The sequence below is a fragment of the Dyadobacter sp. SRI_021 genome, from assembly GCF_057586235.1.
Window position 1 is genome coordinate 28,986 of record NZ_JBYCZM010000003.1, and the last position, 26,384, is coordinate 55,369.

Below are 26,384 nucleotides of genomic sequence, written 5' to 3' on the forward strand. Positions count from 1 at the left end.
CGCAAAGGCATTTAAAATGCCCCGCGAATCTGAACGTTGATGGTTATACGCTAAGCTTGATTGAATTTTGAAATCATAGGCGAAGCACAGTTTAGAATTATAACCCTTTGTCCTTTACAACTTTCATGACCCCGGTCATCAGACGCCAGTGGCCAGGGAACGTACATACATACGGATAGTCTCCAACCTGATCCGGTACTACAAACTTCAAGCGGTAAGTCTGGCCGGGGTTTACGAGCGGTGTCGCGGCCAAAACCTGAGGGATATTAGGTACATAATTCTTCTCTGCGCCGTCTTTGGCGGTGATCATCTTGTCGGCAGCAGCGCCGATGATCTCGGTAGACTTGGGACGTCCTACCACAATGTTGTGCTGCATCGCATCCGGGTTTTCGAACACGATCTCAACCGTTTTACCAGCCACCGCGGTGAATTCGGTGACAGTGAACTTCATTTCTTCACGAATAGCCTTAATCGTCACGACTTGTACATTCGGGTCGGTCGCTACTTCTTCCTTAATGCCATAAGATTCCAGCAGGGTGGTGTAACGGCTGCTCAGGTCATCCGGGATCGTGCTTTTTACGCTTGCCAGCAGTTTTTTGCCTTCGTCGTTAGCTGTCTCCTGACGTTTAGGATTCCATGCTCCGAGAATGCCTTTCACGATCGCATTGCGGCCTTGTGGGTCGAGTGATTGGGAAGTCTGAATGAGTTTCAATACATCGTCACCGCTTGCATAGGAAGTGTAGCCGCGTACGGTACGTTCGAGGGCGAAGTCGGAGAGGCGGTCGAGGCGACGCACTTCGAACGACTTGCTCATCGTGTTGTTTTTGTTCTCATCTTTTTCAGGAACCACATTATCCACATCCACGGTCGCGGTTACATTCACTTTACCCGCTTCATCAGATGAGAAACCGAATGCAGTTTTCCACGGACCGTTGTTACCTTCTACGAGCTTCACCGTTTCGCCCGGCGCGATGCCGTTGGTGAGTTGGCGGCTGATGTAATTGGTGTTCAGAGAACGGCTGCGGATACCCACATTCACCGTCGGCACCTGCTCCTTGGTCACAGGTATTGACCCGATGTTGGTAATTTCGATCACCACGCGGGCATATTCACGTACGTAAGGCGTTTTCGGCTCGATCGTAATGTTGGTTACCGCAAGGTCAGCGGAGCCCTGTACCGTCACTTTGCTTGCACCGTGGCCTTCGTGGTTCATTGCCGAGTGGTCTGCGTGGCTGGCAGCGGCTGTTTGTTGGGTAGCACCCGCTGAACCAGCTTTCGCAACACGTTGAGCAATGTATTTTGTGCGCAATGCTCCGTCATGCGAGTTCAGGATAGCGGCAAATGCATCCGGCATCCAGCGGTCTTCTGCATTGGAATAGGTATCCAGCAATGTAAGCACAGCCGTTTCGATTTGCGGAGTCAACGGGATTTCGGAGAATGCCAGGAGCGTGTTCAAGACTACCAACGGCTCTTTATCGTGCAATGCATCGGCAGTGAGTAATGCCTCACCGGTTGCAGCGGTGCGTGGAAGCACTTTTACAGCCGTTTTGCGTACATCGTTGGATGGGTGTTTCAATGCTTCCACCACTACCGGCAGTACTTGCGGGTCGGAGATTGCATTCAGGCCTTCCAATGTCCACAATGCGTGGATCGCAGCGGTATTCAATCCGATTTCGTCGACGGATTTATCTTTAACGAGTTCAACCAATTTCGCAACCACATCCTTGTTGCCGCGTTCCACCAAAAGGCGTTGCGCGTGCTGGCGCCAGAACATGTTGTTGTTTTTCAAAGTCGCTACCAATTCTTCCGGACGCGATTTGCTTAATGCAATCGGCGTGTACTTCGGTGCATTCTTCCAGCCGATGCGGTAGAGGCGACCATGGGTGAAATCGCGCAGCGGCGTTTCGTAGGCGTTACCTTTTCCGTTTTCGGAGCCCTTAGGAGTTGGGTTGTGCTGGATGATGTAGCTGTACCAGTCGGCTACCCATACGGCGCCATCCGGGCCAACTTCTGCAAATACGGGAGCGACCCATTCGTCGGCACCCGCGAGGAGGTTGAAGCCGAGTTGATCCTCATAATCCGTACCTTTTTTCACCATCACATTCTGATGCAGAATGTGGCCGGTAGGCTCGGACACGAATGCGACTTTGTTCCAATATTGCTTCGGATAAGCGCGGGCGGTGTAGAAGTTATGGCCTGCTGCGGCAGTAAATCCGCCGAAAACGTCAACCTGGCGTACTTTCTGGGTGATTGGCTGCATATCCTTGTGCGTATCGGTGCTGCGGCTGCCGTTATCGACTTTGCTTGCTCCGAAATAGCGGTTAGGAATGGCGCTGTACCAGCCGTGCGAGTTATTGGCCGTTGAGCCGAACAGATCGCCGGCCTCATTGAAGCCCAATCCCCACGTGTTGTTCGAGGTTTTAGCCACGATTTCCATATCCGAGCCATCCGGTTTGAAGCGGAACAATGCCTGGCCGAAATCGAGCTGTTCGCTGTTGCCTACTTTGCCTTTGAAGCCCGAGTAACCTACTGAGCTATAAACCCAGTTATCGAAGCCGTAATGCAGGTTGGAAGGTCCCGCGTGCGTATCGCCTGTGCCAAAGCCGGAGAAGAGGATTTTCTTCACGTCAGCCTTGTCATCTCCGTTAGTATCCTGCAAAAAGAGCATGTGCGGAGCTTGTGAAACTACCAGACCGCCATTTGCGAAAGTCATACCGGTAGGAATGCTCAAATCATCGGCAAACTTGGTGAATTTATCAGCCTTGCCATCGTTGTTGGTGTCCTCACAGATCAGGATGTAGTCGCTGCCGCCGGTATCCTTGCGTTCGTTGGGATAATCCTTGGTGATCAGGACGTACAATCTGCCGCGTTCATCCCAGGTCATCGCGATGGGGTGCATGACGTCGGGTTCGTGTGCGAAGACGCTCAATGTAAAGTCAACCGGGATTTGGATGTGCTTCACCGACTCTTCCGGTGAAAGCGGCAGTTGCTGCATTTGCGGACCGGGGCGCTGCTCATAGTTGGGCAGCTTTGCCTCGCGGTATTCGAATGGCTTAGGCGCCAATGCGGCCAATGCTTTGCGCGCATCGTCGTTCACGGCCCACAGAATGCCTTTTTCAATCAGGTCTGCAAAGCCTTGTGTGCCCCAGGTACGCTCGTCGTGGCCATATGCGGTGTAGAAAATACGGCCTTTACCATGTGTTCTCACCCAGGTATAAGGTTCTTTCTGCTGTCCGGGACGGTCTTTCTCCTGGTCTTTCTGGATCAGGCGCTCGGTGAGTACGACGTTGTCGGGTTGCAGCAACGTGTGCAGGTACGTTTCATCGACCGTTTTGAATGGCTTCACGCCTGCGATGGCGGGATGGTCAGGCTTGGTCCATACCGGCTGGATCGTATCCCAGGTATGGCGCCAGAACTGACCGCCGATCAGTTTCACAACTTCCGGGTTGTTGCGGAAGCAATAAGAAGCGCAGTGAACAGGAATAAAACCTTTTCCGCTGGCCACATAGTCGAGCAGCGACTTAGCCTGTTGCGGCGCGATCGAGTCCCAGTTGGCGTACAGCATCAATGCGTCGTACTTGTTTAGCGTCTCGGGGTTCAGGTCGTTGAGGTTATCCGTGTAGGTAAAGTTGATGCCTTTGGGACCCAATGCAGCCATGATCTGCGGAACGCGTTCTGCGGGCTTGTGATGGCCTTTGTCGCCCAGAAACAGGATTTCCAAACGGCGAGCCTTCGCTTCACTTTTGGAAGTTTTAACCGACGCGTTCTGGGAGTTTTGCTGAGAGGCACATCCCAGCAGGACAATACCTAAGATAAAGGATAACGCTTTGGTTTTCATTAGATTAATTGTTTCTTGTTGTATTTAGGAACTAATTAAAATCTGTCAACTCCATTTATAAATTTCCTGGAAATCAAACAGATATTCATTTTTGTATTCAACTTCAAAGTCTCGCAACATTTGAAGGTATTCTTCGCGGAACGTCGTTTTTCTATGATGCTCCTCCTGGTTGGCAATGTAACGGATCACATTGTCGATGCTGCTACGGCTGTACGAAAATGCTCCGTAACCTTTTTGCCAGCTGAACATCGGGATATTGTGATGCTCTTTAATCCACTTGTTCGAGGATGTTTTAATATCTTCAACCAATGTCGGTAACGGTGTTGATGGATTGTAACCAATCAGCATATGTATGTGATCGGGCATTCCATTAATCGCCAAAGGTTTCGATTTATGGTTGAGGATGATTCCTCCGACATAGGCATACAGATCATTTTTCCATTCTTTGCTGACCAGACTTTCGCGGCCTTTGACAGAAAAAACAATTTGTATGTATAGCTGTGTATAGGTATTTGCCATTTCTGATAATGTGTGTTGTTGTGATAATTTACCGCGTGTCTCTACAAATCTTGCGGTGCGCTGCACCTTGGCATTTGTATTGTTTTACCGCGTGTTTTTACAAATCTTGCGGTGCTCTGCACCTTGGTATTTGTGTTGTTTTACCGCGTGTCTCTACAAATCTTGCGGTGCGCTGCACCTTGGCATTTGCGTTGATTTACCGCGTGTCTCTACAAATCTTGCGGTGCGCTGCACCTTGGCATCTGCGTTGGTTTACCGCATGTTTCTACAAATCTTGCGGTGCGCTGCACCTTGGCATTTGTGTTGGTTTACCGCGTGCTTTTACAAATCTTGCGGTGCGCTGCACCTTGGCATTTGCCTTGGTTTACCGTGTGTTTTTACAAATCTTGCGGTGTTTTGCACCTACGTTAATTTTCTATTCCCTGTGCATGGTGCAGAGCACCAAAATACTTGTAGAAAATCCAGGCGTCACCCCCATTTTTCAAGGTGCAGAGCACCGAAAGACTTGTAGCACAGAAAAATTTGTTGACGTTGTGGCGGTTATGATTTGGTTGTTTGGGAATAGATCATAAACATTTCTAATGCCGTTTTATTGATTCCATTTTATCCTACCAAACCTTTTCACCTACACATTCTTAAAATCCGGCAACTTGATGATCGCGCCGCCTTGCAATGCCGATTCGTGCGCCAGGATACCTACGCTCGTCCAGTTGGCCGACTGCCATGCATTCGGGAACGGGTCGCGGTCTTCGATCAATGCGCTGATGAACTCGTGCGCCAGGTGCGGGTGTGAACCACCGTGGCCACCGCCTTGTACGAACGACAAGTGTGCGTTATCATCCAGGTTGTAAACACCGTGACCGGTGAAATGACGGATTTCCTCCGGCAGATAATGTGCGTAGTCAGGGGTAGGCACTCGCTCGGGGATTTCATGCTCAGGCTTCTTCGCGGTGTGGATTACGGGATCTTCACCTTCGATCAGCGGCCATTCGAATGATTTTTTGCTGCCGTAAACCTCGAAGCTCTCGCGGTACTGACGCGCCACGTCGAACAATGAGCGGTATACATAAGCCGACAAGTCGCTGTCTTTGAATTTAATATGCGCCGATTCCACCGCGAATGGCGAGTTGTGGATTTTGATCAGGTCTTCGGAGATCGTTCCTGAACCGAAGCATGAAACGTATTCCGCTTCCAGTTTCAGCAAGCCTGCTACGGGACCCACACAGTGCGTCGCATAGTGCATCGGAGGCAATCCTGGCCAGTAATCGGGCCAGCCTTCCATATCCTGCTGGTGGCTCGCTTTGAGGAACTGAACTTTGCCCAGCTCGCCTTTTTCGTACAATTCTTTAACAAACAGGAATTCGCGGGCGTATACCACGGTTTCCATCATCATATATTTCTTGCCCGTTTCGCGGGTCGCTTTCACGATCTCGATGCAATCCTCGACGCTCGTAGCCATCGGTACGGTACATGCCACGTGCTTGCCTGCGCGAAGTGCTTTCAATGTCTGCTCTGCGTGGTTGGGGATAGGGGAGTTGATGTGGACTGCGTCGATGTTGGGGTCTTTCAGTAGCTCGTCATAGTCGGTATAGCGTACTTCAATGCCATACTGGTCGCCGATTTCGTTCAGTTTCGATTCGGTACGCTGGCAAATCGCGTACATATTGGCATTGGGATGTTGCTGGTAAATGGGAATAAACTCGGCTCCAAAGCCTAATCCGATAATGGCAACATTAATTTTCCTAGACATATTGATTAACAGGTTAATGATTCAGTAGATCAGCGGTTTAACAGAAATATGCATTGTTTCTGCTCAGACCGCCCGCCGGATGGACCGGTGTTTCAAGATGAGTTGGTGTGGACAGTAATCGACAATACAATTTTAAAGCAAAATAGTGCTAAAAACTTTTCAAGTTTTGATTAGTACTGTGCGTATTTTGATCTATTTTTAAGTTAATATCAGTTTTAATGCAAAAAATAGATAGAAAAAGCGCTCGAAAAGGTCGATTTTGCGATAATTGAGCCGTTTTCTTTACCAAAATTCCCTTTTTATGATCCGACCCGCCCGTCCCGAAGATGCTGATTCCGTAGCGCCGTTGCTGATTCTCGGCATGGGGCATATTGCAGGTATTTTCGCACGCTCGGATAACCACGCCGATGCGATCCCCTTCTTTCGTGATTTTTTTCTGCATCCGGCCAATCAATACAGCTATACCAACACGCTGGTTTTCGAAACGGAGGGAGGCGTTATCGGCTCCATCAATGGTTACGACGGCGCCTTGCTGCATGTGTTGCGACAACCTGTGCTGGATAAGCTCCACGAAGCGGACCCAACCTTCGATCCGGACGACGAAACCGGTCCGGGAGAATTCTACTTCGATTGCATCAATGTACACCAGGGGCATCAGGGAAAGGGCATTGGAAGTCAGCTGATCCGCGCCTTATGCGTACATGCAGGGGCGCTCGGGCATGCTCGTGCAGGACTGATTGTGGATAGAGTGAATCCCGCTGCCAGGAAACTGTACGAAAGGCTGGGTTTTGAAGCCATCGGCGAGAAAGACTTTATGGGGCACCGGTACTTCCATATGGTGCGCGATCTTTGAAATGTTGCCGCGTCACGCTGTTTTTATGCCCGAAGAAGCCCTTGGATAAGCTTTGATTAAACGGCTCTTGTTTATTATCAAACGGTTAGGTTGAGGTTTCGAAATTTGTAGATGGGCGTCTGCAAATTTTGTCTAAATTGCTTTTTTATTGTATCGAGCATCCCATATAAACCTACCTCATGTTCTTAAGAAGAGACTTCATCAAAGCGGGTGCATTGGCGGTCGCCGGCATGGCTGTTCCGAAATGGTCGTTCGCAAAAAGTGCTGATTTTCCTGTGGTCCGGATTCCGGTCGATAAACGCAATTTCACAAGTCCGGCCGTGGAAGCGACCATTGCCCGGATGAAAAAGGTAATCAAAGATCCCGAACTGGCGTGGCTTTTTGAAAACTGCTTCCCGAATACAATCGATACCACCGTACATTATAATCCGGTAGACGGCAAACCCGATACCTTCGTGATTACCGGCGATATCGATGCCATGTGGCTGCGCGACAGTACGGCGCAGGTTTGGCCATATTTGCCCTTGCTGAGAGATGATCCGAAGCTGAAAGACATGGTGGCAGGGCTTGTTAACCGCCAGACCAAGTGCATTCTCATTGATCCTTACGCCAACGCATTTTACGACCGGCCGAAAGAGAGCGAGTGGACCAAGGATCAGACGGACATGAAGCCTATGCTCCACGAGCGTAAATGGGAACTCGATTCGCTTTGCTATACCATTCGTTTGGCCTATAACTACTGGAAAACCACCGGTGACACAAAACCCTTCGATGCCGATTGGTTGAAGGCAATGGAACTGGTGCTCAAAACTTGCAAGGAGCAACAGCGTAAAGACGGTCCGGGGCCTTACAAGTTCGGTCGTGTAACATCCTGGTCGACCGACACGGTGCCTGGCAACGGCTACGGTAATCCGATCAAGCCGGTGGGGCTGATTGCCAGCACCTTCCGCCCGTCGGACGATGCGACGATCTTCTCGTTCTTCATTCCTTCTAACTTCTTCGCGGTCGTTTCGTTCCGCGAGGTAGCAGAGTTGTTGGAAAAAGCATCAGCCACGAAAAACGCGAAACTGGCGGCCGATTTCAGGGCGCTGGCCACTGAGGTGGAAGCTGCGCTGAAAAAGCACGCCGTCATTGAACATACAGAATTTGGGAAAATCTACGCATTCGAAGCCGATGGTTTTGGAAACCATGTGATGATGGATGATGCCGGTATTCCGGGGCTTATCAGCTTGCCCTACCTGAATGCAGTTTCGGTGAAAGATCCGATTTATATCAATACGCGTAAATATGTGCTGAGCGATTCCAATCCGTATTTCTTCAAAGGAAAGGCGGGAGAAGGGTTGGGCAGTCCGCATACGCTGGTGAACCAGGTCTGGCCGATGGGGATTATCGCACGCGCCATCACCTCAACCAGCGACAAAGAGATCGAAGCGCAGCTGAAACTGCTTAAAACAACCCATAACCACACCGGTTTCATGCACGAGTCATTCGATAAAGATGATGATTCGAAATTCACGCGTAAGTGGTTTGCATGGGTGAACACGCTGTTCGGTGAACTGATCCTGAAACTCGAAAAAGAGCGCCCGCACTTGCTGGCGAAAGTATATTAGGCATTTGCGCAGATGCCATTCTCCGATGCCTCCCGGACTACAAACCGGGAGGCATTTTTGTTGCGCCGGACTACAAGGTTTCTGCTAAACCGGACGCAGTCCTGAGCCGGCTGGCAGGCTACATTTGGCCCGAAAATAATATCACCATGCAAACCGCAATCATCCGCAACGACTGGACGCTCGACGAAATCGAAGCTATTTACAACCGCCCATTACTTCAACTAATCTACGACGCATCGACCGTTCACCGCCAGTGGCACGACCCGGAGCGCATTCAGGTATGTACATTGTTGTCCATCAAAACCGGCGGCTGCCCCGAAGACTGCGCCTATTGCGGACAAGCTGCGCGGTATCAGACGGGCATTAATGTAAAAGCATTGATGAAAAAGGATGATGTGGTGGCCATTGCCCGTCGTGCTCGTGAGGGTGGTTCGAGCCGTTTCTGTATGGCCGCGGCCTGGCGGGAAGTGAAGGACAACCGCGATTTCGACCGTGTACTCGAAATGGTGACCGAAGTAGCCGGGCTGGGACTTGAAGTATGCTGCACGCTCGGCATGCTGACTGAAACCCAGGCCGAAAAGCTCAAAGCCGCCGGCCTTTACGCTTATAACCACAACCTGGACTCTTCCTCTGAATACTACGACCAAATCATCACCACGCGTACTTACGACGACCGCCTGAACACTGTCGACCATGTGCGCAATGCAGGTATATCCGTGTGCTGCGGAGGTATCATCGGTCTTGGTGAAACCCGAGAGAACCGCATTCAAATGCTCCACACTTTAGCCACGATGCCCGAGCACCCGGAGTCCGTACCCGTGAATGCGCTCGCCCGCGTACAGGGAACACCGTTGGGCGATATGAAAAAGGTCGATACCTGGGAAATGGTACGCATGATCGCCACCGCCCGCATTCTGATGCCCAAAGCGATGGTGCGCCTCAGCGCCGGACGTATGGAAATGAGTGAATATGAGCAGGCATTCTGCTTTATGGCTGGTGCCAATTCTATTTTTACGAATGAGAATGGAGAGTTACTGGTCACGCCGAATCCGGGGATCGGGCAGGATCGGGAGATGATGGAGGTCTTGGGGTTGAAAGCGCTTGTTAAAGAGGAGGTGAGTGCTTAGCAATGTCGTCGTTACTGGCTTGGAGCTTTGCGATTAATGTCGCCACACGAAGTTGATTGGCAATGTGCTCCCGCATTTCGGGCGTTACACGTGTGAGGTTTTCGGTAAATAGGTAGGCTTCAATTAAGGTGTTGAGGGATTCGATCATTTCGCTGCCGCTGTCTTTCAGGAAGAAGTCTTTGATTATCTGCCGCTGCATCGAGCTGGAATGCTGTGCGGAGCCTATTTGGCTTTGAAAATCAGTTGTTTGTCTTGTTTGTGAGTCTTTAAGTGTGTCCATAGTTGTGAAAGTTTAAGTGAGTATTTTGTGTAGTTTTCCAACAAATACAGTTCAAAAAATTTTATTTCGGAGAATACTTGATCAAAGTTTGCACTTCTATTTCTCCATACTCTGAAAGGATTTCTTTCATTCTCGCTTGTGAAATGCCTCTGTTATAAGTGAAGTCTCTCCAAGCGTAGGTCAATTTTCCTTTCTTTACTTCGGCTGGAAGCGATGGGTAGATATTTGTCAGCCACCACTGAAAAGCCTCCTCCATGGAAGCGAATGTCTTCATTAAGACAAAGATAGGGATTTGTGCAGGTTTCCAACAAGAATCTATTTCAAATTGAAAGTGACGGTAACTCTCTCAGAAATGTCCCCGAAGTCTGAAAGTATCTCCCTCATGCGCTTCTGTGAAATGCCTTTTTTGAAGCTGTAATCACGCCATGCATTTCGGTACTTACCTTCTTTCAAACTTGGGGGGAGCGTTGGGTAAATTGTTTTTAGCCACCAATCAAATGCCTGTTCTATTGAAATAAAAGTCTTCACAACTTTTCGATATAGTTTGAAATGACCTCAGAAGAAATGTCGAGCTTCTCTTTAATAACATTCAGCAGAGAGGTGTCCGCCTTCTTATCTTCCCATAAGATCATTTCAAGCTCTTCTTGCGAGATTCCAAGTGTCTGAGCGAGATCTTGATGCTTCGTCCTCATTTCATACATTCTTAATTCAAGAATTCCCACGAGTGTATAGGGCTCAGGAATAGGGTACATACGCTTATCGTATGCCATCAGCGCCTCACCTATCGCCCGAATATGTTTCTGTTCTTCCAGCGTAGTGTTAGCTTCGCCTTTCTTCATTAATCCGTCTACTTTTTCTAGCAATACGGCGTACTCATTTTCGTCATTAACTGTGTAGGTTGGTTTTGAATCCTCCATGATAGTCTAGCGTCGATTTGTTGGTTAGTAATAAAAATCCCTGATAAAACTAAGTGAGTCTTAGCTTTATCAGGGATCTCTTTATCAAGTCTCCTATTTGACTTATCAGACGGAAAGGCAGTTAACTAACGGCAGCCTTCGCATGGCCGGCGGTATGCGGCGCGGCATTTTTTCTCACTACTTTCTCCTTCTTCTTAAACTTCCTCCCAACCCAAATCACCATCCCCGTAACCGGCAAAGTAGCGGTAATCAAAGCAACAATCAGTGCCAGCACCTTCGTAGGCCATCCCCAAATGCTCCCGGTGTGAATCGGAAATACGAGCCGCCGTACTTTCATACCCGTAGTTTCATCATCATAAAGGCGCTTGCCGAGCAAATGGCCGTCGTTTTGATCGAAGTACAAGAAATCGACGACGTTACTGACCGAGGCGGTTTCGTTGACTTTGGAAACGGTAATGGAAAGACTGTCGGATTCGGGCAATGTGAACTGAATGCGGCCCGGATGGGGGAGGAGGCGATTGGTTTCGGAGATGATTTTGGCTAATGTGCCCATTGACGTTGTATTCCTAATGCCAACATTCGCGGGCGCCTCGCGTTTTTGCTGCGGTTTGCCGTCGAAGGTGAGGTAGATCATATTGTTGACCCATTGATAACTCCAAACGAGGCCGGTTAATGCGATCAGGAAGGTGAACGGCAATACATAGAAGCCAAAAACAGCATGCAAATCCCAGTTGAGGCGCTTGAATTTGGCATTCCATTTGATGGTAAAGCGTTGTTTAGCTTGCTTGCGGTTGGGCCACCAGAGAGCAAGGCCGGTGATCATGATCACGATGAACATAATGGTAGCGACACCGGTAATGGCTTTGCCAGTGTTTTCCAGGCACAGGTAGCGGTGCAATTGGAGCACAATATGGAAGAAGGATTCATTTTCGCGGCGTGTGTCGGTGATTTCAGCGGTGTAGGGGCTTACAGCTACTGAAAAGACATCCTTTTCTTTCTTGCCTTTCACCAAACCAAATATGACCGTTCGGCTTGGGTGGGGCTCGATCACAATGCGGGCAATGCGCTGCTTGGGGTAGGCGCTCGCGACGGCGGAACGTAACTTATCCAACGGAAGCGTTGATTGATCCTTCGACGCTTCTACGACGTGGAACTTCGGGTAAATGACTGGTTCCAGCTCCTCCTCGAAAACCAGGATGCTTCCCGTTAGCGCCACTATAAAAACCACAAGGCCGGAGGAAACCCCCAGCCATAAATGCAGTTGCGACGCAATTCTCTTGAATGTCTTTTTCACAGATTTATGAAATAGCACGCATTAGAAAGTGTAAGAAATGGTCGCCATGAAGTTGCGTGGCGCGCCCGGGAAGAGGCGCAGGTAATCATACCCGCCTACCCAATAGGTCTTGTTACCCAGGTTGTTGAGGTTGACCTGGAACTGGAATTTGTCGATTTTGTAATAGAAAGCCCCGTTCAGCAAAGCGTAGCCGGGCAATGTCTGGGTGTTGTTCAGCGATAGGTTACGCTCCGTTACGAAGTTACCACCGAGCCCGACGCCGAAGCCGCTCAGGAAGTTGTCCACGAAGGTGTATTTTGTCCATACACTGCCCTGGTTTTTTGGCGCATTGGGTTTTTGCAGGTTCACCAGCACCTGATCAGTGGCCTTTGAGCCCGCATCGGTGATCTTCGCATCGTTGTAGCTGTAAGTCATGATCACGTTCCAGTTCGGAAGGATATTCCCGGTTACGTCGAATTCAACCCCCTTTGCAGTTTCCTTACCCACCTGGATCATCAGGTCGGGTCGGTCGGCTGCATTGGCTGAATACAGGGTGTTGCTCTGGGTGATTTTGTAAACCGAGACATTCGCGGTCAGGCGGCCGTCAAGCCATTCCGTTTTTAAACCAGCTTCCGAAAGGCTGCTGCGAATCGGGTCGAATGGCCCGCCGGATAGTGGGTTGCTTTGTACAACAGGGTCTTGCGGGTTGTAGCCCTGGGTGTAAGTACCATACACATTGACATGGTTTGTGAGTGAATAAACGGCCCCGATGCGCGGCAGCAATGCATGCTGCGTTACATTCGATTCGTTGTGGGTGGTGTAACCCTTCTTATCAATGTAGGTGTCATAGCGTAAGCCGAGCAGAATCTGCAACTTTTTGATTTTCAGTTGTTCCTGCAAATACAACCCGTGTAATTTATAAAGCACCGGAGTGGTTGCAGAATTGGCCGTCACGTTGTAAATATATTTGGAAGGATCTTCCATGTTGTTGTTTTGCAGCGTAAGGTCGTAGTGCGAAATATTCGGCTTGGGAATGCTGTAAGTAACGCCGTTCTCGGTATAGTTGTAGAACACATACTTTTCTGGCGTTTTGGGATTGTAAGCTGCTGCACCGCCGGCTTTGAGCAGGTAACCGTTCGCGGTCTGCTGGCCTGAGCCTTTCGGCGTCGACGATTGGATAAAATCGTAACCTGCTACGAGTTTGTGCTCCGCAATGCCGGTGTTGAAATTGTGGTTGAAAAACAGCGATACGTTATCCATGAACGACTTCGTTTTACGGACAAACACCTGCCGCGCTACCAGGTTTTCGATAGCCTTTCCTGCCGAATCCACAGCATTCGCGTTACTGCTGCGGTGTTCGAGGAGGTCTTCAGAATAGCCCGTACGCAGGTAAGCGACGTTGAATGAGGTATTCTGAGTAAACTGGTGGTTCAAAGAAGTGGTAATCAGGTAGGTTTCTTCATTGAGATAATCATTCACTGCATTCAGCGAGGTGCGGATCGAGCTCGAATACAAGTCATTTCCCTTCACAGACTGGCCACGGTCGAGGCGGCTGTTGGAACGGTTGAAAACGAGGTCGAAGTTGATGCGGGTTTTGTCGGTAGGCAGGAATGATACGGACGGCGCGACAATGATGTTTTTATCAAACTGCATATTGCGGAAGCCTTGTGCATTCACATAGCCCAGGTTGAGGCGGTAAAGCAAAGTTTTGCTTTCGTTCATCGGGCCGGTAAAATCGGCCAGCGTGCGCAGGGTATTGAAGCTGCCGGTCGTAAAGCTCAATGATTTCCGGGGCATATCGAGCGGTTTTTTGGTCACGCGGTTGATTGTCCCGCCAGGCGAAGTGTTGCCGTACAATGCGGATGCAGCGCCTTTGATGACTTCCACGCGTTCGAGGTAGTTTACCGGCGGCTGTTTCCAGAAGCCCGAAAATGTACGCAGCCCGTTCACGAGCTGGGTAGTGCTGCCGCCGTTCATCCGGAAGCCGCGGATCGTGAGATCATCATAGAATGTAAACTGATTTACACCGCTCATGTTTTTCACGGCGTCGCCCATCAGGAACACCCCCTGGTCGCGCATTACTTCCTTGGTAATGTAAGAAATAGCCTGAGGAACTTCCTTAATCGGCGTGGCGGTCTTGCTGGCGATAAAAGAGAGGTCGTTTTTGTAGCTGGTCCCGCGGTTACCGACTATTTCTACGGTTTGTAATTCCTGGGTATTTTCTTCGGTAGTGATTTCGAGGGTGGCGGTTTCATCTGCCTTCACTTGCACGTTGCGGTTGATACGCTTGACGCCCACACCCGTACCAACGAGTACATAGTGGCCGGGTACCAACGCTTTAAATTCAAAATCGCCGTCAGCATCTGTCAATGTTCCATGTCCCGTCCCTTTGAGGATCAGGTTGATAGATTCCACTGGCTGGCCCGCGTCGTTCTTAATATTACCTTTAATCTGGCCTGTTTGCGCAAAGGCGGTGAAGCAACAAAGAGAAAGGATGAGTAAACAAAATATCCTCATGATATTGGGGTTAAATAGACTGGCTATGGCAAAACGAAGCCAAAAGTAGTCTTATTTAGACCAATCCCAAATAATGAATTCTGTTATTCTGTACTCATTTTTTAATTCGTTCTAATTGTTCAATTTTTTCTGTTAATACTTTTATTGCCAGTTAAATGTGACTTTTGGATACATTTAACTGGCAATAAAAACAGGAAAGATTATCCCAAGTTGGATTTGATGAATGCCAGTCCGTCGCGCATCAGCTGCTCTTCCGAATCGAACATCTTGCGCCAGATGTTGGCCACCGGCAGTTTCGGGCTGAATGCCTCGATGCTGATCCACCCATCGTATTGGATGTCGCGGATTGACTGGAAAACGCCTTCCCAATCCACATTACCCTTGCCGGGCGTGGAGCGGTCGTTTTCGGAAAGTTGGATGAACGAAATGCGGTCGCCGGCCTTGCGGATGGTGTCGCCGATATTTTTCTCTTCAATATTCGCGTGGAAGGTGTCGAACATGATCTTGCAGTTCGGATGGTTCACGTCGTCCACGAAGCGGATAATTTCGTCGCCGCAGCTGGTAAGGTACAGCTCGAAGCGATTGAGGTATTCCAAACCCAGGGTGATGTCTAGAGACTCTGCGTAGTCGGCTACTTCACGGATTCCCTCGATTCCCCATTGCCATTCTTCTTCCGTGGCCGGTTTTCCGGTGAAGACACCCAATGCCGAATGGTAGGGACCCATCAGGCGACTTGCACCAAGTACGAGTGAGCAATCCAATGCACGTTTCAAATGATCGATCGTGTGGCGGCGCATGATCGGGTCGGAACTGATGAGGTGCTCCGAAGGCCCGCAGATCGTGTCGGTCTCGCACGCGAGGGCCAAGCTATCGAGCTTCTGTCGGAACTTGAACCAATGGTCTGGATTTGTATTGAAAATAGGCACCTCGACGCCGTCAAAACCGATCTCTTTGATGAGTTCGAGGGTAGGAAATAGGTTTTCATCAATCTGGTTTCCCCACAAAAGGAGGTTCATGCTGTATTTCATCAAAATCGAATTTATTTCGCTGCGAATGGATTAGGCGGGATGCAAATGCCCCTGTCTTTTCAGTATACAATCTTAAAGTAAAAAAGTACTGTTCAATATACACGATTTGACGAGTACTTAGCTGATATTGATAAGTTCGCGTCTGCTTGCGTGAGTATCGGGGTAAAATCGACTCATTGACCAAAATACAAAAGTGGCGGCCCTTTTGGAAGGACCGCCACTTTTTGAAGCTAATGTTCAATGTATATTACTGCACGCGGCTGAAAATGAGCTGGTTGTTATTTTCGTAGTACAGGATCAACCGATTGGTTTTCAAATCGTAGAGGTTCACGCTCGGCAGTGCGTTGACGAACAGGTTACCCCAGCTCGTTTCTGCTCTTTCGGTGCCGCCGCCGCCGATCTGGATCGTATTTTGCTGAGCGGTTTCGTAAAAGCCTGTAAGAATATTGGTGGAAGTAGTGCCTTCCAGCTCGCCTTTATCTTTAAAATTGAGGCCTATATCCATCACGCCTTTCGTGGTAGCAGGTTTATGAATGGTATCGTCCTCTTGCACAATACTCTCCAATTGCCATTTGCCGGTCAACTCCACATTGCTGCTGATTGTGGTAGTTTTTCCACAGCCCGTCAGCAGCGAAAAAAACAGCACGGATGCTGTCGGAATTATAAGGGCTCTCATATGCGTAAATAAATTTCAGAACTACCTATGATTGACATCGTACTCGCAAAAAAGGTTGCAAAAAAGTTGAGCGGCTCTATAAATCTACAAAAAATATGCCAGTCGTCCGAGCATGGACGGTATAATTTATAACGGTTCCAGGACTAGATTCTTTTGCCGATGGCTCAATCTATTTTTTGTGAATAAATTCGGTAAATGATCATATTTTGATATTAATAATGTAATATTGCTGATCTTTTGGGTAAAATCCTGACAGAATATGAAAGCACCAATCCACAAAAATATCGAGAGCCAGGTACGTACCGTGACGGTTCACGAGCTCAAAGAGCCCCATTTCGATCCCAATTGGCATTTTCATCCGCATTACCAATTATTTACCGTTCTGGAGGGAACTGGCAAACGGTTGATTGGAGATTCCATCCAAACTTTCAGCCCCGGGGATACGGTATTTCTCGGTCCGGACGTGCCGCACCTTTGGCGAAGCGACCCGGCCTATTTCGAAACGGGTTCATCGTTGATGACCCATGGCATCGTGCTCTATTTTCAGGAAGATTTTTTAGGTAAGGACTTTCTCGACAAGCCCGAAATGCTGGGGCTTCGTCAGCTGTTGGCTGATTCCAAGAGAGGGATTTCCTATAAAGGCGCGCTCTCGGAGCATATTCGTGACGAACTGATCTCGCTCACGACTACGGAAGGATTTAAAGGCATTCTGCAACTGCTGACGCTGCTCGACAAACTTGCGCACGACAATTCCGGCGAGTTCATTTCGAGCTATGGCTATGTAAACAACTTTAAGGTATCGGAAACCGAACGAATGCAAAAAGTGCATAACTACGTGTTGCAGCATTTCTTCCAGGAAATCCGCCTCAGCGATGTCGCCTCCCTTGCCGGCATGACCGAAGCAGCATTCTGCCGTTATTTCAAGGCCCGCTCGAATAAAACCTTCATCGACTTCGTCAACGAAATCCGCATCGGTCATGCCTGCAAACTCCTGCTCGAAGACAAATGGACCATTGCACAGATCGCCTACGACAGCGGTTTCGATTCGCTATCTAATTTCAACCGGAATTTCAAGAAATACATCGGGCACACGCCGCGGGAGTATAAGGGGAATTATTGATGATATCTGAACCTATTGTTACTTGCCGCTATCTAATGGTCAATGTTTGCTGATTGACTGTAACATTGAACTGAACTTCTGCTTTCAAGGCACTGAAAACTTTCAGGATGGTATCAATGGTTGCACTATTGGTGCCATTTTCGAGTTTAGAAATCTGTGCCTTTTGCACTCCGACGAGTTCTCCAAGTTGCTCCTGCGTTAGATTCCGCTCTTTACGAATGGTTCTGATGGCTCTTCCGAGCAGATCCATGCTTAGCTTATGTTCATGTGCATCTCTGGCAGGAGTACCAATTGGGCCTATGTACTCGTCTTTCAATTCTTCCAAAGTGTATACCTTCATTTTTGATTTTCCCATGATTATTGTTGTTCTTCAAAATATCTAGCTCTAATTCTTAGCGCTCGTTGTATTTCCTGCGACGGGATTTTCGCCGACTTCTTAATGAAACCATTGGAAGCTACTACCAGCGTGTTTTTTGTATCTGACTTGTCCCAAAAGGCAAGCAGCCGAATTTCATTACCATTAAAAGTTGTCCTTAATTCCCAAATATGCTGATGAATTTTTTTTAACAGTCTGGGATCATTCGTTTGTGCCGCCACTCCCATGTTGTAAAATATTTTATCTACCGCCTGCGGTTGAAGGGTACGAAGAAACCGATTGGCCTCTTCTAATATTAGTGTGTTGAAATAGTGCATGTGGTGAATATAAAGATAATGTGTGTTTCCAAATTTGGAAACTTCTAAGGTAAAAAAATATCCTGACCAGTCAATGCTGAGCCAGGATATTTCAAAGCATTATCCTTTCACATTATTAGTCCCATACTTCCCGCGTTGCGGCCGTGAGAGCATGGCCGTGGCTTCCTTATCATTAATGAATTGTTCCTTTTTCGGATCCCATTTCACTTTGCGGCCGAGTTTCATGGCCGTGTGCGCGAGGAGGCACGCGGTGCATGAGCGGTGCGCGATTTCGGCGTGGCTAATGGTCTGCTTGCCGCTCTGGATGCTTTCGATCCAGTTCTGGTGCTGCTCGGGGCTTTCGTACAAATGGATTTCATTTTCTCCGATTACCGAACCCAGAATTTTTGGATCGCTGGCATAGAATGCCTTATTCTCCTTGGCATTTTGTGCTGCAACCGGGTCGGAGGCTGTAACGCCTACATTTCCGCGCGAAACGAAAATCCAGCCGTCTGTTCCTTCGAACTTCACGCCATTAGGGTTGGTACCGCCGATTTCCATTTGTACCCCATTTTCATACAATGCATTTACCAGGAAATCGCCATGCACGTCCCAAAGACCGGAACCCTTTGCAGGGAATGTGGCTTTGCCTTCGATCTCAATCGGGCCTGTGAGTTCGGTATCCATCCCCCAATGCGCGATGTCGATGTGGTGCGAGCCCCAGCCGGTGATCATACCGGCACCGAATTGTTCGAGACGAAGCCAGCCCGGACGGTCGTTGATGTCCGTTTGCGAATGGACACGGTCCAGCGTGTAGTAAACCTCCGGCGTCGAGCCGAGCCACATATCATAATTCAAGTTGGATGGAACGGGCATAGGCGCCGGATTTCCACCGGCAGGATCACCGGGGAGGCCCACATATACTTTTTTCAGCTTTCCAATACGGCCATTGCGCACCAGCTCGCAGGTGCGCTTGAACTGCGGCCACGGGTTCATGGAGCGCTGTTGGCTACCCAATTGAAAAATTACCCCCTTCTTCTTGATCATATCGGCCATTTGGCGGCCTTCGCGTATCGTGAGCGAAGTAGGTTTTTGCATATAAATGTGCTTGCCGGCAACGGCAGCCTCCATCGCTGGCTGGGCATGCCAGTGGTCGGGCGTACTGATGATGACCGCGTCGATGTCTTTACGACCGAGAATTTCATGGTAATCATCGTACGTTTTTACTTCGAGGTATTTGTCTTTGCCGGTACGTTCGGCGTATTTCCGTTCAATCCATTCCTTGCCTTTCGCAAGGCGGTTTTTATCAAGATCAGCCACGGCAATCACGTGTGCGGCTTCATTTTTGATCACTTCCGGCAAGTCGTGCGTAGAACCGATACGACCGAAGCCGATCTGTCCGATATTGATTTTGTTGCTCGGCGCATTCTTGCCGAAAACGGATGCCGGTACGATGGCAGGGAACATCGACGCTGCGATAATGCCCGCTGTACCTTTTGCAGTTGCTTTCAGGAATGACCTTCTGTCCTGATTTTGCTCCCTCTGATCTTTCATGTTGTATGCAGATTTAGGATTTGATGACTAATATGTTGGTGGTTATTTCGAAAGCGCCGGAATAGTGTTTCGCACCGGGTCTTGCGGGCTCGTTGCGTAAGCCCTGCTGTAATTTCTGGGTTTCTGCGGCCCGATTGCCCACTCAATGGCACCAAGGATGTGTTTACGAAGGTCCTCCTTTTCATAATCCTCCTTCTGATGTCCAAGCGATGAGTAGAAGGAACGTCCGCCATCGTATTCATGCCACCAGACAGAGGGAAACACACTTCCAAATGTATCCAGCGCCTTTCCGGCAGGTTTTTGAATGGTTGAGTGATCATTTACCGCCAGTACATTCAGATTTACGCCGAGTTCTTTGATAAAATAGAATTCATCGATTTGCCGCTGCCATTCTTTTCCAAGGTGTGCAAGCGAAGGGTTCTTAGGATCCAGGATTTTGACTGAAAAGCTCTGCCCCGGCTCATGCCAGAAGAACGTTCCGCCCAGCAGGTCCTTGAACCACCGCCACTTACGCTCGGTACCCGATGCCGAATGTAATCCCACGAAGTTGCCGCCTGCCTGAATGTAGCGCATTAAAGCCACCCGCTGCGCGTCGGTGTCGAAAACGTCGTTGTTGGTATTCGAGAAAACCAGGCAGTCGTATTGTTTCAGGTTTTCATCCGTAAACTTCGAGGGATCGGAAGTGGTGTCTACGGCGAAACCATGCTGTTTTCCCAGGGCGAGGATCGCTGTTTTGGAATTGGCAATATTGTCATGCACATAACCCTTCCCGTTTTTGGTATAAACCAGTACCTTAACTTTGTTCCATTTGATTTTTTGCGCGTGTGTACTTACGAATCCCCCCAGCCCGAAGAATAACAGGCAGAGAAGGCATGTTGTCAGGATGTTTTGTTTTTTCATTGATACGAAAAGAAAAGGTTTAACTAAAATCCAATTGAATTGCCGCCGTCCACAGGCAGTGTAACGCCGGTAATGAATTTTGCGGCCTCCGAACTCAGGAATACTGCTGCCCAACCGATGTCGTCGGGCTTACCCCAGGTACCCATGGGCGTGCGGTCCATGGCTTTATCGCGGCGCGAAGGGTCGCCATTCATGGCGGTTAGCATCATCGGCGTTTCGATGAAACCGGGGGCAATGGCATTTACACGAACATTATAGGGCGAAAACTCCGTAGTTAATGCCTTCACCATCCCTCCAACGGCGGACTTCGATGCGGTGTAAGCCACCACGCGATCGATACCGTACAATGCAGCCATAGACGTGATCATCAGAATGGAGCCGCGCTTGCGTTCTACCATCCGCTTGCCGCATTCTCGGGTGATCGAGAAAACGGCGTGCAGGTTGGTCTGGATAACACGGTCGAAATCCTCGTCGGAAACTTCGACGGCGTGTTTTTTCATGTTAATGCCTGCATTATTTACCAGAATGTCTATTTCTCCAACTTCCGCTTCGATTATTTCGATCAATGCAGGCAGCGATTTTAGGTCTGTAATGTCGTTGACAAAATAACGGGCATTCGCGCCGAGCTTGGGCAGTGCTTCTTTCAAAACGTCCTCGCGCCTGCCGGTGATCACGAGTTGTGCGCCCGCCTGCGCGAGGCATTGCGCTATGTAAAAGCCGATTCCGCTTCCCCCGCCGGTTACGAGTGCAATTTTACCCTCCAGGGAGAAGACATTCAGTGATGGTATTGTTTCGATTTGAATATTCGTGGACATTATTTAAAATCTATAAAATCTTGATTAATAATCCTGAACCGACCGTGCAACGCTCATTTCGAGTCCCCGCAGCTCGGCCAGCGCTTTGAGCCGACCGATCATGGAATAACCGGGATACGTCTTTTTGTGCAGATCGTCGAGCATTTGAAAGCCGTGGTCGGGGCGCATAGGCAGCAGGTTGTCAGAATAATGTGCTGTATCGCGGCGCAGCTCTTCCTGATGCAATGCCTTGACAACCTCATACATATCCACATCGCCATCGAGATGCGGTGCTTCGTGGAAATTGCGGTTGTCACCGGGCTCTCTTTTGGTTGTTCTGAGATGAACGAAATGAATGCGGTCGCCGAACCGCCGAATAATTCCCGGTAAATCGTTATCCGCTCTGACGCCCAGTGAGCCGGTGCAGAATGTGATACCGTTTGCCCGGACATCGCATGCATTCATCAGCTGCGCGAGATCGGCTTCGGTGCTCACGACCCGCGGCAGGCCGAGTAAAGGTCGCGGCGGATCGTCGGGGTGGATACAGAGGTTTATACCCAACTCTTGCGCCACCGGCGCCACCTGGCTGACAAAGTAATATAGATTTTCACGAAGCTCACGATCTCCGATCGCAGCATACGCATTGAGTAACTCCTGGAAATTGGCGAGTTCAAATGCCTCCTCTGAACCTGGCAGGCCCAGCAAAACGGTGTTTGTCAGTCCCTGAATATCGGTGGGTGACATGCCTTGTAATTTCTGTCTGGCCGATTCGCGTACCTGCTCGTCATAATCCGCCTCAGCACCAGGACGTTGGAGAATATAGAGATCGAACAATGCAAAGTCCTCCCATACGAACCGCAGCGTTTTGTGGCCTTCGGGGAAGGTGTAGGTGAGATCGGTGCGCGACCAGTCGAGTACCGGCATGAAATTGTAACACACCGTCCGGATTCCCTCCGCTGCCAGATTACGCAAAGACTCTTTGTAGTTTTCAATGTACTGCTCGCGCGACGGCAACCCTTTCTTTATATGCTCATGCACCGGAAGGCTCTCTACGACCAGCCATTTCAGGGCAGTGTACCGTTCATTGCCCGCTTCGACTAGCGAGATCCTTTCCCGGATCGCGTCTTTCGTCCAGACGTCGCCGACCGGTATCTGATGCAGCGCAGTGACGACGCCGCTGCACCCCGCCTGACGGATGTCCATCAGCGAAACCGGGTCATTCGGGCCGAACCAGCGCATTGTTTGAATCATAAGTAACAGGTTTTTTTATAAAAATATAAATATTATCTTGTATTGTAACCGATTGCATTAACTTGCCATAAATTCTGGCTGCAGGGATTCCTGTCCTGCAATAGACGGGAAACGCGCCTGCGATCCCCTACAAGAAAAGAATAATGGAAAAGGAAATTACCATTTACGACCTCGCAAAAATACTCGCATTGTCGCCCGCGACTGTGAGCCGGGGATTGAACGACCATCCTGCGATTAACGTTAAAACCAAGGCGCTCATTGCGGAGAAGGCAGCCGAGCTCGGGTACCGTTCCAACACATTTGCGAGCCATTTGCGGACCCGCAAGACGAACACGCTCGGTGTGATCGTGCCGAGGTTGAATAGCAATTTTATGTCAACCGTATTGGCGGGAATGGAGGAGGTAGCCAATAATTTCGGATATAACCTGTTGATCAGTCAATCGTTGGAGTCCCAATTGAAGGAGCAGGCCAATGCCAAAACCATGTTTAACAGCCGTGTGGACGGCCTGCTGGTCTCTGTGGCCTATGACACCGATTCGTTTGAACATTTTTCTACATTTATCGACCGGAACATTCCCGTCCTGTTCTTCGACCGCATTATGAACCACCCGCGATGCGGCGCGGTGATCATCGATAATGAGCAGGCCGGTTACGACGCAACACGCCATTTGCTGGATCAAGGCTGCCGCAGGGTCATGCACGCAACCGGCGACCTGCGAAGAAATGTGTATGCCGACCGACTAGAGGGTTTCAAACGGGCGATCGCTGATGAGAACTTGCCGGTGGATAATCGACTTGTTATATCGACCGACCTCAGCCAGGAAGCGGGTAGGATCATAGCTGAGCAAATAGACGGAATGGAAGAAAAACCGGACGGCATTTTTATTACTAATGATCTTTGTGCGGCGATCTGCATGCAGGCGTTGAAAGAAAAGGGGTATGAAATCCCGGAGGATATGGCCATTGTTGGTTTCAATAATGATCCGGTTTCACAAGTAGTGTCGCCGCAGCTCACAACCGTTTTTTATCCGGGCTATCAGATGGGTAAGACAGCGATGACTACCATGATCGGCCAACTAAATGGGACTAAAATCACAGACAATTCAGAACCAATTATCCTACGCTCGGAACTGATTATCAGAAGGTCGTCGATTCGGTTGGATAAGTCGTAAATTGCGTTACATTCAACGTTTGCCAATCGCATTCTCCTGTAATTCATTATTTTTGAAAACAAAGCAGAAATATGGAAGCTGTGGCTGAAAGACTCTATTCACTGGAAGAATACTTCGCCTTTTGTGAAACCCACGAAGGCCGGTTTGAATTCGTCAACGGAGAAATCATCGAGATGTCTGGAGAAACAACTACTTCCAATAGGATTGCTGGGAATATTCATCGCTACCTCGCTAAAATATTAGAAGATAGCTCATACGAACTCTATCAAAACGCTGTAAAGTTGCGAGTTGAAGATGGCAGGGTTGTTCGTATCCCCGATTTTCTGATATGTGAAGAAAAGGGCGACGCTGTTCGGTATACTACTTTACCATTGCTTATAGTTGAGGTATTATCGGAAAGCACAGCCAAAACCGATCGTGTTGAAAAGCTTCACGAATATTCCTCGGAGCCTTCACTGCAATATTACCTGATAATCGAACAGGCCAAATGCCAGATTGAAATGTACATCCGTGATGGTGAGCGCTGGTATGTTGAATTCTATGACAAAATAGAAAATGTAATTAGATTGCCTTATTTCAAAGCAGACTTGCCTCTTAGCGTAGTTTACAGAAAAGTCAGCTTTTGATTTTGTAATGCCCTTTCAAAGAAAAAACGATGACATTGTCATCGTTTACGGAGTATACCAATCTGTGTTCCTTATCAATTCTCCTCGACCATTTGCCGGAAAGATTTCCTTTTAACCCTTCTGGTTTTCCGATGCCATGGAATGGTGCTGATTGAATGGCTTCTAAAAGTTGCTTGACTCTTTTTAGAATTTGTGTATTACCAGTCTTTTTCCAGTATTGCAAATCGTTCAAAGCGTCAGACGTCAACTTTATTTCCATATGTCGTCCAGGGTTATCTTGGTAGTGCGTCCTCTTGCAACATCCTGATCACCCCGTTTGATTTTGGCTACAAACTCGGCATCATAAAGGGTTTCGCGGTCTTCTGTTTTGAAAGATATATTCAACTCTTTGAAGAATGCTTCGATCGCATTACGCTCATTCTCGTTCTTCGGCTGCACGATGAAAGTTTCCATAACTTGAAATGGTTTATATCAAAGTTATGAATTTTCGAAAACCTCTCCAAAGCAGTTAGAGAATGTCTAATACCCAAATTGTCAATTTAGTCGCAACACAAATACCTGCTGCACCCCCTTCCCGGCCTCATTCTTCAATAGTCTGTTAAATGCAAGCACCTTCCCATCCGCTGACCATACCAGGTTGCTCGTAGCAAACTCCGATGGTTCGCTCAAAACCTGGATTCTCTCTTTGAATGGTGCGTCTCCCACCGCGCAAAGCACAATGCTTCCTTCATAAACATAGGTAACATGCTTGCCGTCAGGATGCCAGCGCAGGTTGCCGGTAATGTCGGAAGCGCATTCGGTGACTTGGCGCGGCTTGCCGCCATTTGGGGAAATGATGAAAATCTGATTGACCCCCTTGGCATCCCCGGCAACAAAAGCAAGTTGACTGCCGTCCGGTGACGACCGTACAATGCCCGCACAACCTGGATGTGGCGTGTTGGCGGTAAAAGTCAAACGACGTTGCCTGGTACCTTTGGGTGGCATCGGGAAATCGGTGAGAGTCCCTTCCAATGGCCCTAGTGGTCCGGATTGAGTAATGTCTTCGGGAATATCGACGATGAAAACTTCGGGTACGTCGCGGCCGTTTTGATCCCTCACAGTGCCAAGAAATGCCCGTGCGATCTGGCGGGTGCCATTTGTATCGGTATAACCATTTGTTCCAACCCAGCTGTCACTTGCCGCGTGGCTAATTTCATCGCTTCCAGGAGCAGGATTTGGAACAACTCGAACTGCCAACGCGCTGAACCATTCGCCGGATACATTTTCCGCATTTTCATCCACTTTAACGGCCCTCACTTTTTTGGAAACACCAATTGTCCGCAGGTTACGCTTCTGCCCGGTCGAGTCTTCCAGCGCTTTCAGGATAGCGTCGTTGTAGGTGAACCCGATCCATTGGCCGTCGCCGCTCCACTCGTGCCGGTGCGTGCCTCCGCGTAGCGCGCCGGGTGTGAATGGGGGCGTCACGTCACGCGCATCCATGTATACGGGCACGTTCGGGCGATCGTCGTAGATGATCACGCCGGTACGGCGCCATTGCTGGTAGGGATTCTCTTTGGTGCTGGTGGAAAGGCCGTGAATAAATACAACGGCGTTTTCTTTGGGGCTATAACTCACAGCCCCGGCACCCGGGCCCCAAACTGCATTGCTTTTAATATCAAAAAGGACTTGTTTCTCTCCCGTTTCAATATTCACACGCTCGATCCGCGCCGATTCCGCGATTCCCCCCTCGTCGGTTCTGGTGTCATACACGAGCCATTCGCCATCGGGCGAAAAGTTGTCATTATTGTCCAGGTCGTGGTGGTAGGTCAGGTCGTGCGTGATCTGTTTTTCTGCGATGTCGGTCTGGCAGGATTGCATGCTCAAAAATGTTAGGAACGTTAAAAGCGGAATAGAAACAAGTCTCATGG

The 26,384-nt window shown here is 49.1% G+C and carries 25 protein-coding genes; 6 read left to right on the forward strand and 19 right to left on the reverse strand.

Translation table 11 applies throughout. The annotated features are described in order from the left end of the window. Window positions 1-97: 97 nt before the first annotated feature. From AC2YIT_RS09405 to AC2YIT_RS09415, 3 genes are all read right to left on the reverse strand, one after another. A complete protein-coding gene (locus AC2YIT_RS09405; RefSeq protein WP_487279032.1) occupies window positions 98-3,838 on the reverse strand; it encodes a PVC-type heme-binding CxxCH protein in 3,741 nt (1,246 codons plus the stop codon). A 45-nt stretch (window positions 3,839-3,883) separates the two neighbouring features. Next, window positions 3,884-4,357, reverse strand: coding sequence for an IS200/IS605 family transposase (gene tnpA, locus AC2YIT_RS09410; RefSeq protein ID WP_430844212.1), 474 nt, complete (start codon window positions 4,355-4,357; stop codon window positions 3,884-3,886). A gap of 625 nt (window positions 4,358-4,982) precedes the next feature. Then, window positions 4,983-6,107, reverse strand: a complete 1,125-nt coding sequence (locus tag AC2YIT_RS09415) for a Gfo/Idh/MocA family protein (protein WP_487279033.1) — start codon at window positions 6,105-6,107, stop codon at window positions 4,983-4,985. A 301-nt stretch (window positions 6,108-6,408) separates the two neighbouring features. Between AC2YIT_RS09415 and AC2YIT_RS09420 the strand changes: the two genes are divergently transcribed. The 3 genes from AC2YIT_RS09420 (at window position 6,409) to bioB (ending at window position 9,697) form a co-directional block, all read left to right on the forward strand. Further along, complete coding sequence (locus tag AC2YIT_RS09420; protein ID WP_487279034.1) at window positions 6,409-6,960, forward strand: GNAT family N-acetyltransferase; 552 nt, start codon at window positions 6,409-6,411, stop codon at window positions 6,958-6,960. A gap of 179 nt (window positions 6,961-7,139) precedes the next feature. Beyond that, complete coding sequence (locus AC2YIT_RS09425; protein WP_487279035.1) at window positions 7,140-8,570, forward strand: glycoside hydrolase family 125 protein; 1,431 nt, start codon at window positions 7,140-7,142, stop codon at window positions 8,568-8,570. A gap of 146 nt (window positions 8,571-8,716) precedes the next feature. Beyond that, a complete protein-coding gene (gene bioB / locus AC2YIT_RS09430) occupies window positions 8,717-9,697 on the forward strand; it encodes a biotin synthase BioB (protein ID WP_487279036.1) in 981 nt (326 codons plus the stop codon). Here bioB and AC2YIT_RS09435 read toward each other — a convergent pair. From AC2YIT_RS09435 to AC2YIT_RS09465, 7 genes are all read right to left on the reverse strand, one after another. Then, window positions 9,675-9,977, reverse strand: a complete 303-nt coding sequence (locus AC2YIT_RS09435) for a hypothetical protein (protein WP_487279037.1) — start codon at window positions 9,975-9,977, stop codon at window positions 9,675-9,677. The genes bioB and AC2YIT_RS09435 overlap by 23 nt on opposite strands. Window positions 9,978-10,038: 61 nt before the next feature. After that, a complete protein-coding gene (locus AC2YIT_RS09440) occupies window positions 10,039-10,251 on the reverse strand; it encodes a hypothetical protein (RefSeq protein WP_090151881.1) in 213 nt (70 codons plus the stop codon). A gap of 250 nt (window positions 10,252-10,501) precedes the next feature. After that, entirely contained in the window at window positions 10,502-10,894 is a 393-nt protein-coding gene (locus tag AC2YIT_RS09445; RefSeq protein WP_487279038.1) for a transcriptional regulator, read from the reverse strand. Window positions 10,895-11,015: 121 nt separating this feature from the next. Then, window positions 11,016-12,188: a PepSY-associated TM helix domain-containing protein gene (locus tag AC2YIT_RS09450; protein WP_487279039.1), complete on the reverse strand. Its 1,173-nt coding sequence runs from the start codon at window positions 12,186-12,188 to the stop codon at window positions 11,016-11,018. Window positions 12,189-12,209: 21 nt separating this feature from the next. After that, window positions 12,210-14,684, reverse strand: coding sequence for a TonB-dependent siderophore receptor (locus AC2YIT_RS09455; protein WP_487279040.1), 2,475 nt, complete (start codon window positions 14,682-14,684; stop codon window positions 12,210-12,212). 200 nt (window positions 14,685-14,884) lie between these two features. Then, window positions 14,885-15,712, reverse strand: a complete 828-nt coding sequence (locus AC2YIT_RS09460; protein WP_487279041.1) for a sugar phosphate isomerase/epimerase family protein — start codon at window positions 15,710-15,712, stop codon at window positions 14,885-14,887. A 247-nt stretch (window positions 15,713-15,959) separates the two neighbouring features. Next, complete coding sequence (locus AC2YIT_RS09465) at window positions 15,960-16,388, reverse strand: META domain-containing protein (protein WP_430844228.1); 429 nt, start codon at window positions 16,386-16,388, stop codon at window positions 15,960-15,962. Between the two features lie 259 nt (window positions 16,389-16,647). On the opposite strand from AC2YIT_RS09465, the gene AC2YIT_RS09470 reads away from it, so the two are divergent. Then, complete coding sequence (locus AC2YIT_RS09470; protein ID WP_430844230.1) at window positions 16,648-17,508, forward strand: AraC family transcriptional regulator; 861 nt, start codon at window positions 16,648-16,650, stop codon at window positions 17,506-17,508. Between the two features lie 28 nt (window positions 17,509-17,536). Here the strand turns inward: AC2YIT_RS09470 and AC2YIT_RS09475 are convergent, their stop codons facing one another. The 6 genes from AC2YIT_RS09475 to uxuA form a co-directional block, all read right to left on the reverse strand. After that, a complete protein-coding gene (locus AC2YIT_RS09475) occupies window positions 17,537-17,848 on the reverse strand; it encodes a helix-turn-helix domain-containing protein (RefSeq protein WP_430845347.1) in 312 nt (103 codons plus the stop codon). A gap of 17 nt (window positions 17,849-17,865) precedes the next feature. Then, entirely contained in the window at window positions 17,866-18,201 is a 336-nt protein-coding gene (locus AC2YIT_RS09480; protein ID WP_487279042.1) for a type II toxin-antitoxin system RelE/ParE family toxin, read from the reverse strand. A 99-nt stretch (window positions 18,202-18,300) separates the two neighbouring features. Then, window positions 18,301-19,734 carry a Gfo/Idh/MocA family protein gene (locus AC2YIT_RS09485; RefSeq protein ID WP_487279043.1) on the reverse strand — a complete coding sequence of 478 codons (1,434 nt, stop codon included), beginning with the start codon at window positions 19,732-19,734 and terminating at the stop codon, window positions 18,301-18,303. Window positions 19,735-19,776: 42 nt separating this feature from the next. After that, complete coding sequence (locus AC2YIT_RS09490) at window positions 19,777-20,634, reverse strand: ThuA domain-containing protein (protein ID WP_487279044.1); 858 nt, start codon at window positions 20,632-20,634, stop codon at window positions 19,777-19,779. Between the two features lie 23 nt (window positions 20,635-20,657). After that, window positions 20,658-21,449, reverse strand: coding sequence for an SDR family NAD(P)-dependent oxidoreductase (locus tag AC2YIT_RS09495; RefSeq protein ID WP_487279045.1), 792 nt, complete (start codon window positions 21,447-21,449; stop codon window positions 20,658-20,660). Window positions 21,450-21,473: 24 nt separating this feature from the next. After that, complete coding sequence (gene uxuA / locus AC2YIT_RS09500) at window positions 21,474-22,679, reverse strand: mannonate dehydratase (RefSeq protein ID WP_487279046.1); 1,206 nt, start codon at window positions 22,677-22,679, stop codon at window positions 21,474-21,476. Between the two features lie 143 nt (window positions 22,680-22,822). Between uxuA and AC2YIT_RS09505 the strand changes: the two genes are divergently transcribed. Beyond that, entirely contained in the window at window positions 22,823-23,851 is a 1,029-nt protein-coding gene (locus AC2YIT_RS09505) for a LacI family DNA-binding transcriptional regulator (RefSeq protein ID WP_487279047.1), read from the forward strand. A gap of 71 nt (window positions 23,852-23,922) precedes the next feature. Further along, window positions 23,923-24,477, forward strand: a complete 555-nt coding sequence (locus AC2YIT_RS09510; protein WP_487279048.1) for a Uma2 family endonuclease — start codon at window positions 23,923-23,925, stop codon at window positions 24,475-24,477. On the opposite strand, the gene AC2YIT_RS09515 is transcribed toward AC2YIT_RS09510, so the two are convergent. The 3 genes from AC2YIT_RS09515 to AC2YIT_RS09525 all read right to left on the reverse strand — a co-directional run bounded on the left by AC2YIT_RS09515 (window position 24,467) and on the right by AC2YIT_RS09525 (window position 26,334). Further along, the gene (locus AC2YIT_RS09515) at window positions 24,467-24,736 is read right to left on the reverse strand and encodes a Txe/YoeB family addiction module toxin (RefSeq protein ID WP_309980760.1); all 270 of its coding nucleotides are present in this window, start codon (window positions 24,734-24,736) and stop codon (window positions 24,467-24,469) included. The two genes, AC2YIT_RS09510 and AC2YIT_RS09515, sit on opposite strands and share 11 nt — an antisense overlap. Beyond that, on the reverse strand, window positions 24,727-24,930 hold the full coding sequence (locus AC2YIT_RS09520) for a DUF2683 family protein (protein ID WP_430844242.1): 204 nt from the start codon (window positions 24,928-24,930) through the stop codon (window positions 24,727-24,729). Before AC2YIT_RS09520 ends, AC2YIT_RS09515 begins: the two co-directional genes overlap by 10 nt. Before the next feature lie 81 nt (window positions 24,931-25,011). After that, window positions 25,012-26,334: a DUF3748 domain-containing protein gene (locus AC2YIT_RS09525; RefSeq protein ID WP_487279049.1), complete on the reverse strand. Its 1,323-nt coding sequence runs from the start codon at window positions 26,332-26,334 to the stop codon at window positions 25,012-25,014. Between the last annotated feature and the right edge of the window lie 50 nt (window positions 26,335-26,384).

What these genes read in the sequence shown, in the direction of transcription:
- AC2YIT_RS09405 (WP_487279032.1), bottom strand. Translation starts at nt 3,838, where the DNA reads ATGAAAACCAAAGCGTTATCCTTTATCTTAGGTATTGTCCTGCTGGGA.
- tnpA (WP_430844212.1), bottom strand. Translation starts at nt 4,357, where the DNA reads ATGGCAAATACCTATACACAGCTATACATACAAATTGTTTTTTCTGTC.
- AC2YIT_RS09415 (WP_487279033.1), bottom strand. Translation starts at nt 6,107, where the DNA reads ATGTCTAGGAAAATTAATGTTGCCATTATCGGATTAGGCTTTGGAGCC.
- AC2YIT_RS09420 (WP_487279034.1), top strand. Translation starts at nt 6,409, where the DNA reads ATGATCCGACCCGCCCGTCCCGAAGATGCTGATTCCGTAGCGCCGTTG.
- AC2YIT_RS09425 (WP_487279035.1), top strand. Translation starts at nt 7,140, where the DNA reads ATGTTCTTAAGAAGAGACTTCATCAAAGCGGGTGCATTGGCGGTCGCC.
- bioB (WP_487279036.1), top strand. Translation starts at nt 8,717, where the DNA reads ATGCAAACCGCAATCATCCGCAACGACTGGACGCTCGACGAAATCGAA.
- AC2YIT_RS09435 (WP_487279037.1), bottom strand. Translation starts at nt 9,977, where the DNA reads ATGGACACACTTAAAGACTCACAAACAAGACAAACAACTGATTTTCAA.
- AC2YIT_RS09440 (WP_090151881.1), bottom strand. Translation starts at nt 10,251, where the DNA reads ATGAAGACATTCGCTTCCATGGAGGAGGCTTTTCAGTGGTGGCTGACA.
- AC2YIT_RS09445 (WP_487279038.1), bottom strand. Translation starts at nt 10,894, where the DNA reads ATGGAGGATTCAAAACCAACCTACACAGTTAATGACGAAAATGAGTAC.
- AC2YIT_RS09455 (WP_487279040.1), bottom strand. Translation starts at nt 14,684, where the DNA reads ATGAGGATATTTTGTTTACTCATCCTTTCTCTTTGTTGCTTCACCGCC.
- AC2YIT_RS09460 (WP_487279041.1), bottom strand. Translation starts at nt 15,712, where the DNA reads ATGAAATACAGCATGAACCTCCTTTTGTGGGGAAACCAGATTGATGAA.
- AC2YIT_RS09465 (WP_430844228.1), bottom strand. Translation starts at nt 16,388, where the DNA reads ATGAGAGCCCTTATAATTCCGACAGCATCCGTGCTGTTTTTTTCGCTG.
- AC2YIT_RS09470 (WP_430844230.1), top strand. Translation starts at nt 16,648, where the DNA reads ATGAAAGCACCAATCCACAAAAATATCGAGAGCCAGGTACGTACCGTG.
- AC2YIT_RS09475 (WP_430845347.1), bottom strand. Translation starts at nt 17,848, where the DNA reads ATGAAGGTATACACTTTGGAAGAATTGAAAGACGAGTACATAGGCCCA.
- AC2YIT_RS09480 (WP_487279042.1), bottom strand. Translation starts at nt 18,201, where the DNA reads ATGCACTATTTCAACACACTAATATTAGAAGAGGCCAATCGGTTTCTT.
- AC2YIT_RS09485 (WP_487279043.1), bottom strand. Translation starts at nt 19,734, where the DNA reads ATGAAAGATCAGAGGGAGCAAAATCAGGACAGAAGGTCATTCCTGAAA.
- AC2YIT_RS09490 (WP_487279044.1), bottom strand. Translation starts at nt 20,634, where the DNA reads ATGAAAAAACAAAACATCCTGACAACATGCCTTCTCTGCCTGTTATTC.
- AC2YIT_RS09495 (WP_487279045.1), bottom strand. Translation starts at nt 21,449, where the DNA reads ATGTCCACGAATATTCAAATCGAAACAATACCATCACTGAATGTCTTC.
- uxuA (WP_487279046.1), bottom strand. Translation starts at nt 22,679, where the DNA reads ATGATTCAAACAATGCGCTGGTTCGGCCCGAATGACCCGGTTTCGCTG.
- AC2YIT_RS09505 (WP_487279047.1), top strand. Translation starts at nt 22,823, where the DNA reads ATGGAAAAGGAAATTACCATTTACGACCTCGCAAAAATACTCGCATTG.
- AC2YIT_RS09510 (WP_487279048.1), top strand. Translation starts at nt 23,923, where the DNA reads ATGGAAGCTGTGGCTGAAAGACTCTATTCACTGGAAGAATACTTCGCC.
- AC2YIT_RS09515 (WP_309980760.1), bottom strand. Translation starts at nt 24,736, where the DNA reads ATGGAAATAAAGTTGACGTCTGACGCTTTGAACGATTTGCAATACTGG.
- AC2YIT_RS09520 (WP_430844242.1), bottom strand. Translation starts at nt 24,930, where the DNA reads ATGGAAACTTTCATCGTGCAGCCGAAGAACGAGAATGAGCGTAATGCG.
- AC2YIT_RS09525 (WP_487279049.1), bottom strand. Translation starts at nt 26,334, where the DNA reads ATGCAATCCTGCCAGACCGACATCGCAGAAAAACAGATCACGCACGAC.